Below are 7370 nucleotides of genomic sequence, written 5' to 3' on the forward strand. Positions count from 1 at the left end.
GAAGGGCGCTTCATAGGGGACCTCGCACAGGATGCCGTGCACGGTCGCAGAAGCTTTGAAGAGGGTCAGCAGGAAACCTTATCTACGTCTCTGGAGGTTAGGTTTCTCTGTCGCGATTAGCCTGAGTAGCCTGTCCATGCAGCGCTGCGCTCAAGTAATCAGTGGCACACCTGAAGCAGAGAAACGGCGGGGCTAGTCCTCCTGCCACTTTGTATGGGTGCAGACGTATCGAGGAGAGCAGTCAGGTGACAGGAGGGGTGATAGCAATTACTAACAAAGATAGGCCTTCTATCGGCTGCCGCGAACGATTAGCGCGCTGCCTATGTCCTTCTTAGGAAGCTTGTGAAGATAACCCTGCCGCTCGAGGAATAAACCGTGTCCAAGCCAGAATTCGTTCGCTATAGCGATGATCTTGAACAACCTGAGGCCGGGGAAAATGAGGTCATCGATCAGATCATCGCTTCCATGACTAGTGAGAGCGAAAAAATCTGTCAACGTCATGGTCGCGCTGTACGCGCGTCTCATGCGAAGAGCACCGGTCTGCTCAAGGGCGAACTACGGGTACTTGCCGATCTTCCCGAGGAGCTACGGCAAGGACTATTTGCGCAGGCTAAAAGCTATCCAGTGGTTGTTCGTCTAGCGCAAGGTCCAGGCGAACTTTTGAAGGATAGTGTTTCCACCCATCGTGGTCTTGCTTTAAAAGTATTAGATGTTGATGGGGAAAAAATTGTCGGTCATCATGATCGTACCCAGGACTTCGTGCTCGCTTCAGGTCCGGTATTTCCCGATGCAAATGCTGCAGCTTTTCTGAAAAGCATTAAGACTTTGGAAAAGCACAGCGGAAAAGATGACGGTCTTAAACACGCAGTGTCGACCGCTGCCCGCCTAGCTAACAACGTACTACACGCGGTAGGCGCAGACAGCGCCAAATTAGATTTTTTTGGGCATCCGCCACGTCATCCCTTATCTGAGCCCTACTACAGTCAGGCTCCACTCCGCTATGGTGACTATGTCGCCAAGATAGCTCTGTTTCCGATGTCTGAGGAGGCCGTGGCGTTAGGAGATGACGCCTTAGATACTTCTGATCCTGACGTCTTCCGACACGCTGTCGTAGACTTCTTTCGTAGGCGGGGGGCCGAATTCGAATTGCGAGTGCAGCTGTGCGTAGACTTAGACAAAATGCCGATTGAAGATGCCTCCACTGAGTGGCCGGAGGACATCAGCGCCTATCGTCCGGTCGCACGGCTCGTAGTACCAGCTCAGGAGGCACACAGCGAGCAGCGCGCATCGTTCTTCAATGAACGGCTCTCGTTTCGTCCGGCGCATAGCCTGGCATTACACCGCCCCCTTGGATCACTCATGCGTGCTCGACTAAAGACTTATCAGGTCCTAGCTGCATTTCGTCAGCAGCGAAACAATGTTCAACCACTTGAGCCTATTAGCCTAGGCGCTATTCCGGACTAAGTAGGTGCCTAGTCACCCACACGACGCAAATAGTACTTACGTCGGACGCTGGTTCTCTATAAAAGAGGGAATCCCCAGCGTCCGTACCGCTTTAGAGAGCCTACTTCGAGAAGGACCAGGGGGCACATGGAGTCCTAACATAGGATGCCGTGGACGCGCGTAGAGGGTCAGCAGGAAAACTTATTCGAGTCTCAGGTGGTTAGGTATAGAGCTTGCAGCACCGGTCCACGCTAGGCGATACGGTGCTCGGTCACAGCTGGAGCTGAGGTCGGTTCGACGTAGGCGCTCAGCCGCTCCAACTCGTTTTGCAGCCTCGCGATTAGGGCGTTCATCACAAAGGGGTTTAGCGCATGATCGTTGGTGATCTGGGTGTAGGTGAGTTTGACAGACTCGCCGGGGTGGTAGATGGCGACGAGGATCTCGGTGAGCGAGATCCGACGGCAGTCTACGCGGAAGGGGTATAGCCCAATACTCAGTGCGCGTCCGGCGCTTTCCAGTCCATCCTTCACGTCCTAGTCCTTGAGCCAATCGGGCTCGAAATCATATCCAGCGAGGATGATAGCGTTGTGCTATGTCGGCAGATAGTACGGTTGATCGGAGCTAGACGGTCAGGGCCTCTGCCGCGTATGCACCTCGTACGCACGAGTGAGAGACCCATCAGTCCACGTTGCGAGCGATGTGACGGACCAGATCCAGCGGATACCGGCTCTGAATGATGTTCTGCATCAGGTCGCGCTGCCGCTTCGGGAGCAGCTTGATGCAGCGTCTGGCCGTATCACGCATAGCGCTCTCGGTCCCATGGATGCGCAGTGTCAGCAGCAGAACCAGCAAGCAGTAGTTCAGGTCGCGCTGGGGTGGCTTGGCCATGTATATATCTCCAGTCGTCGGCGACGAGTGACGTCAGATGGACAGCTTAGCGATTCCTTTGCTAACTGTATAAATACACAGTCTGACGAAAGGAGGCTCGCTTTGCCATGTCTATCGAATTTGTCGCCAATCTGGCTCCGTCTGAAACGGCCCTACCGGTCTTTCTCTTCCGCGTTCCTTGCGGGTTTCCGTCACCCGCGCAGGATCACCTGGAGTCGGTCATCTCGCTCGATGAGCTGCTAAACATCAAGGCACCACACACCTACATCGTCCGGGCTACCGGGGATAGCATGATGGGGCTGGGCATCTTCCCCAACGATCTACTGATCATCACGCGGGCACGCGAGGCGGTACCCGGTGACGTCGTGGTCGCGGCACTCAACCGCGAGCCGCTGATCAAGACGCTGCAGCGCAACGCCAATGGCCAGTACGAGCTGCACTCGGCCAACCGGCACTACAAACCGATCCCGGTACGGGAAGAGGACGAATTCGAGGTCTGGGGCATCGCTACCGATTGCCTGCGGCGCCTCGGTCATGCCTGACCAGGTCTATGCCCTCATCGATTGCAACAGTTTTTACTGCAGCTGCGAGCGAGTGTTCAGGCCGGACCTGAACGGCGTTCCGGTGGTGGTCCTCAGCAACAACGATGGATGTGTGATCGCGCGCTCGACGGAAGCTAAAAAGCTAGGAATCTCCATGGGGGCGCCCTGGTTCCAGCTGCGGGAGTTCGCGCGTCAGCACGGCGTCCACGCGTTCAGTTCCAACTACGCCCTCTATGGTGACCTCAGTGACCGAGTCATGCGGACTATAGGGAGCCTGGTGCCTGCCTACGAGATTTACAGCATCGATGAGTGTTTCGCGGATCTCACCGGTATACCAGAGCCGCTGATCGACGTGGGCCGAGCGATCAAAGACAAGGTCTTTCAGTGGACCCGAATTCCTGTCGGTGTCGGAATCGCTAACACCAAGACGCTGGCCAAGCTCGCCAACCATGCTGCCAAGCGCTGGATTGATCGCACTGGAGGAGTAGTCGATCTACGTGACCCGGACCTTCGCGACAAGGTACTGCGGAAGCTGCCAGTCGACGAAGTGTGGGGCGTCGGCCGCCGGCTGAAGGTGAAGCTCGAAGCTATGGGAATTCAAACGGCCTGGGACCTCGCCCAGTACGATGCCTGGTCGCTGCGCAAGCAATTCAGCGTCGTCCTGGAAAAGACTGCCCGGGAGCTCAGGGGCGTGCGGTGTCTCGACCTCGAGGAGATCGAGCCGCCGAAGCAGATGATCTGCAGCAGCCGGATGTTCGGTACCCGTCAGTATCAGCTTTCTGCGCTGGCCGAGGCGGTGGCCAGCTACACGTCGCGTGCGGCAGAAAAGCTCAGGGCCCAAAAATCCCTGTGTCAGATCCTTCGTGTCGGCATTCAGACCGGCATGTTCAATCCCGATCAACCACGCTATGCCAACAGCGTAACGCTGCAGCTGCCCTATCCCACTGATGACACTCGGGTGCTGATCCAGTACGCCCAGTTCGGGCTGGCCCGGATTTATCGGGACGGGTACGCCTATTCCAAGGCGGAGATCCTGATGGCCGAGATCTGCCAGCGCGGCGAGATCACCGGTGACCTCTTCACGCCGGCGCAGTCTGCGATCGCTGACCAACTGATGGCTACCCTTGACGCAGTCAACTGCAAGTACGGTCGCGGCACCTTGCGAGCAGCTCGGATCCGCGAAGCACCGGGATGGAGCATGCGGCGCGAGTTGCTCAGCCAGGGCTTCACAACCCGGATTGACCAGGTCTGGCAAATCTGACGAATCGCTGGTATCAAAAACGTTCGTTTTTGATCTTCTCAGATATCAGCATCATAGGCGGGGTCAAAAAATAGCCTTTAGAGTTTTGACCCCAATTTCATTTTGATCTCCCCTTTTTGAGACCAGAGGACAAGGTGAGCAGGACATTTTTGTACGCTCGAGTCAGTACCTCCGATCAGACCCCCGTCAATCAGGCGATAGAGGTTCACACTGCCGGATTCTCAGTAGCCGAGCATCGCGTGTTCAGCGAAACGATTTCGGGTTCTGTGGCAACTCGTGAAAGACCTGTCTTCCAAAAGCTGCTTGATCGATTAGAGACAGGCGACGTATTGATAGTGACAAAGCTGGATCGTCTCGGGAGGAGCGCGCTTGATGTTCGATCAACGGTAGATCTCCTCGCGTCTAGCGGAGTAAGGGTGCACTGCCTGGCGCTAGGGGGTATAGACCTTACGAGTGCCGCTGGAAAAATGACAATGCAGGTTGTATCCGCCGTTGCTGAGTTTGAGCGAGATCTACTGGTCGAAAGGACGCAGGCTGGCCTAGCAAGAGCTAGAAGGGCAGGTCTTCTGCTGGGTCGACCAATCAAGGCGTCACATGACGCCGTACAAGCCCTAAAGGGCGAGGGTATGAGCCAGTCCGAAGTAGCGATTAGCCTAGGAGTCAGCCTTTCGACAGTGAAGCGGCGCTGGCGAAGGCTACCGAGCCAGAGCGTTCCGGCAACCCCCAATGATGCGAGTGCCGACCTTTAATGTCAGCTATTTCTGGTTGACATTGAGGCGGCTGCTTGGCACTATCCATCTCAACAGCGCCCGATCCTCTGGCGCCGGTTCGCCGGTGCTATGTTTGGGCCTTCTTGTTTCTGGAGCCAGGGTTTTGTTGCCTCCTAAGCCTTTCAGCAGCTACACGGACCTTGTAAGCCTGCTCATAGCACGTGGCATGAGGATTCTCGATGCCAAGCAAGCTGAGATCAAGCTTGCTGAGGTAGGCTACTACCGGCTGAGCGGCTATTGGTATCCCGCTCGGGAGTTCCTGAAAGGAGCAGACGGCAACTGTCTAACCTGTCCTGTCTCTATGAGGCCGCTGCGCGGCGATAATTTCTCACCTGGCACTTTCTTCGCTGATGCTGTCGAGTTATACCGGTTCGATAAAGAGCTCAGGTTGTTGATGCTCGATGCCGTTGAAAGTCTGGAGGTAAATCTCTGAACTTTAATTGCGCATGAGTTGGGCGCATTTGATCCAATGGCATACAAGGATGTTGGCTATATAAATCCGAAGCAGCTCAAAGATTTTACTACCAAGGGTGGGAAGCTTAGAAATTCTTGGAAAGAGTGGTCCAGTTGGCAGCAGCAGCAGCTTGATAGGTCAAAAGAAGACTGGATTGTGTGGCATCGAAAGTCTAATAGATCTATACCTATTTGGGTTGCAGTAGAAGCTTGGGACTTTGGTACGGTTTCGAAGTACTTCGAGATGCTAAAGGGGAGCTATCAGAATAAAGTTCTTTCGAGAGTCGGGCTAACTGACGCCAGGATGTTTGCCAGATGGTTGCAGGAAATAAACTTACTCCGTAATCGATGTGCTCACCATACAAGGATTTGGAATCAAGTAGCGGTTAATCCCTTGGCTGTTCCAATTTCTGACCCTTACTTTTCAAGTCTTAATTTGTCTCAGGTGGCACTATCTCGTCTGTATGGTCTGATTGCCATTATCTGGTATCTATTACGGCCGACTGCTGAAAGTGGCTCTTGGCTTGACAAAGTCTCGGACCTTATTAATCGCATGCCGTCACTGCCTGGTTGCACCCATGCTGGGTTGGGTTTGCAGGACTCCGAGGGTTTCCCTAGGCATCTGTTCAATTGGTAAGTCCAAGAGTAACTGTATTGGATTTTACCGGTAACTAGCTCTCTGCTCTTCGCCCCGTATTATCTACCTTAAGGCAGATAGCGATAATTTATGCTGAAAGATTTTTCAGACAAATCAGCAGAGTAATAATCTATAGGCGTGTGATGTCGATCTAGCACATGGCGAACTAGGTCGCGGTCCGATTGCTGCATTTTTCTACCAAAATCTACTCTGCGGATAGCACGTGGGTCATATGCTCTAGCGCCTGGCTCGCGAAGTCTTAAGCGAAGTTCCCCTTCGAATTCCCACGACTTATGCTTTACCTGGAACATTTGCTCTTCCTGGGCTGCTCTTAGGCGAGGTGAATTTATTTGTTTTGTGCAGTTATTGATCCACCACGCTACGTCTACGCTAGGTGGTACCAGCTCATACTGCATAGGATAGGCGTCTGCGTCATCGATCGATCCTAGTAGGGTCTTGGTGTCATACGCAATTCTGAATCCGCGCATGCCAGCGGCATAGTGTCCCCACATCGTCATTTCTTGATGGTCTGTCAGGTTTCCGTTGTCTAAGCCTGAGTCCCGAACACGTTGTAAAGCGTCGCTGACGCGGTAGGGCAGTCGAGATCGTGATCGCGAGCGTATCGGACCTGGCGGAAGCCCTTGAGGTACTCGGCAAACTCCGCCGCGTTCATCGACGTGTACTCGCGCAGTGTCTTGCCCGCATCATCAATCTCATCACCGAGGTGATCGAAAGACATCGAGTAGAACAGCCGAGGTTTGTGGCCTAGCGCTCGGTAAAAGGTGAGGGCTTGACCGGCAGCCTCAAGGCTTACGACCGCGCACTCGACGCATCCTGAAATTACAAGGGTATATGGCATGGTTCACATCCTGTTGAAGTCGCAGCATAGCAATCGATAGCTAGCTGGCAACTGCCAAGGCGCGTCAGGGCCATATCCCACCAGGGAAAAGGCCCCTGGTGGGTGGTGTTCAGGTCGTCAGATGCTCAGCGAATGCCGAGTCCAATTCCCTGAGTTCAGTGCATTTTCTGCAGCCTTATGGCTGCGGAAGTATTCGTTCGACTCACGGCTGAAGGGCAAGCCTTCATCGTCCAGGGTGCCGAGGTAGAAACCGCGGCGGGACTGCAGGACCTGCAACGGGTAGTTGTTGCTGGCGTCATCGAGATCGAACTTGCTATGAGCAGGTGCGTTATTGGTAGCCATGGGGCCTCCAAAAGACAAAGGCGCCCGAGGGCGCCTTTAGGGTGTGATCAGTCAGGCCTGGACGCGGTCAGCGCTGGTGGCGTTCATCTCGAACAAGAACCAGGCGTTGTCGCAAAACAGGTCGCTGCTCAGCAGCTCTTCGGCGACGTCGTCATAGGAGACTTCGGCAACGATG

General features: G+C 54.5%; 9 protein-coding genes and 1 pseudogene. 5 read left to right on the forward strand and 5 right to left on the reverse strand.

Translation table 11 applies throughout. From position 1 onward, the window contains the following. Positions 1 to 375: 375 nt before the first annotated feature. Positions 376 to 1464, forward strand: a complete 1089-nt coding sequence (locus GSQ95_RS25450) for a catalase family protein (RefSeq protein WP_158896815.1) — start codon at positions 376 to 378, stop codon at positions 1462 to 1464. Between the two features lie 230 nt (positions 1465 to 1694). On the opposite strand, the gene GSQ95_RS25455 is transcribed toward GSQ95_RS25450, so the two are convergent. After that, positions 1695 to 1973 (reverse strand): hypothetical protein, encoded by a 279-nt coding sequence (locus GSQ95_RS25455; protein WP_256664720.1) that lies wholly within the window; start codon positions 1971 to 1973, stop codon positions 1695 to 1697. A 148-nt stretch (positions 1974 to 2121) separates the two neighbouring features. Further along, complete coding sequence (locus GSQ95_RS25460) at positions 2122 to 2331, reverse strand: hypothetical protein (protein ID WP_158896814.1); 210 nt, start codon at positions 2329 to 2331, stop codon at positions 2122 to 2124. A 107-nt stretch (positions 2332 to 2438) separates the two neighbouring features. Here GSQ95_RS25460 and GSQ95_RS25465 point away from each other — a divergent pair, with 107 nt between their 5' ends. The 4 genes and pseudogenes from GSQ95_RS25465 (at position 2439) to GSQ95_RS25480 (ending at position 5994) form a co-directional block, all read left to right on the forward strand. Then, positions 2439 to 2873 (forward strand): LexA family transcriptional regulator, encoded by a 435-nt coding sequence (locus GSQ95_RS25465; RefSeq protein ID WP_158896813.1) that lies wholly within the window; start codon positions 2439 to 2441, stop codon positions 2871 to 2873. Then, positions 2866 to 4134 carry a Y-family DNA polymerase gene (locus tag GSQ95_RS25470; RefSeq protein ID WP_158896812.1) on the forward strand — a complete coding sequence of 423 codons (1269 nt, stop codon included), beginning with the start codon at positions 2866 to 2868 and terminating at the stop codon, positions 4132 to 4134. The genes GSQ95_RS25465 and GSQ95_RS25470 overlap by 8 nt, the downstream gene beginning before the upstream one ends. Before the next feature lie 134 nt (positions 4135 to 4268). Next, positions 4269 to 4883, forward strand: coding sequence for a recombinase family protein (locus GSQ95_RS25475; RefSeq protein ID WP_158896811.1), 615 nt, complete (start codon positions 4269 to 4271; stop codon positions 4881 to 4883). A gap of 187 nt (positions 4884 to 5070) precedes the next feature. Further along, positions 5071 to 5994 (forward strand): annotated as a pseudogene (locus tag GSQ95_RS25480) (Abi family protein). Between the two features lie 68 nt (positions 5995 to 6062). Here GSQ95_RS25480 and GSQ95_RS27365 read toward each other — a convergent pair. The 3 genes from GSQ95_RS27365 to GSQ95_RS25495 all read right to left on the reverse strand — a co-directional run bounded on the left by GSQ95_RS27365 (position 6063) and on the right by GSQ95_RS25495 (position 7195). Next, positions 6063 to 6512 carry a DUF2971 domain-containing protein gene (locus GSQ95_RS27365; protein WP_372241654.1) on the reverse strand — a complete coding sequence of 150 codons (450 nt, stop codon included), beginning with the start codon at positions 6510 to 6512 and terminating at the stop codon, positions 6063 to 6065. A 29-nt stretch (positions 6513 to 6541) separates the two neighbouring features. Then, on the reverse strand, positions 6542 to 6853 hold the full coding sequence (locus tag GSQ95_RS25490) for a hypothetical protein (protein ID WP_158896809.1): 312 nt from the start codon (positions 6851 to 6853) through the stop codon (positions 6542 to 6544). A gap of 117 nt (positions 6854 to 6970) precedes the next feature. Next, on the reverse strand, positions 6971 to 7195 hold the full coding sequence (locus GSQ95_RS25495) for a hypothetical protein (protein WP_158896808.1): 225 nt from the start codon (positions 7193 to 7195) through the stop codon (positions 6971 to 6973). Between the last annotated feature and the right edge of the window lie 175 nt (positions 7196 to 7370).

The sequence above is a fragment of the Pseudomonas sp. BAV 4579 genome (assembly GCF_009765395.1).
GTDB classification, from domain to species: domain Bacteria; phylum Pseudomonadota; class Gammaproteobacteria; order Pseudomonadales; family Pseudomonadaceae; genus Chryseomonas; species Chryseomonas aestiva.

Excerpts from the sequence above, each read along its gene's own strand:
- GSQ95_RS25460 (WP_158896814.1), bottom strand. The coding sequence starts at position 2,331 with ATGGCCAAGCCACCCCAGCGCGACCTGAACTACTGCTTGCTGGTTCTG.
- GSQ95_RS25465 (WP_158896813.1), top strand. The coding sequence starts at position 2,439 with ATGTCTATCGAATTTGTCGCCAATCTGGCTCCGTCTGAAACGGCCCTA.
- GSQ95_RS25470 (WP_158896812.1), top strand. The coding sequence starts at position 2,866 with ATGCCTGACCAGGTCTATGCCCTCATCGATTGCAACAGTTTTTACTGC.
- GSQ95_RS27365 (WP_372241654.1), bottom strand. The coding sequence starts at position 6,512 with ATGACGATGTGGGGACACTATGCCGCTGGCATGCGCGGATTCAGAATT.
- GSQ95_RS25490 (WP_158896809.1), bottom strand. The coding sequence starts at position 6,853 with ATGCCATATACCCTTGTAATTTCAGGATGCGTCGAGTGCGCGGTCGTA.
- GSQ95_RS25495 (WP_158896808.1), bottom strand. The coding sequence starts at position 7,195 with ATGGCTACCAATAACGCACCTGCTCATAGCAAGTTCGATCTCGATGAC.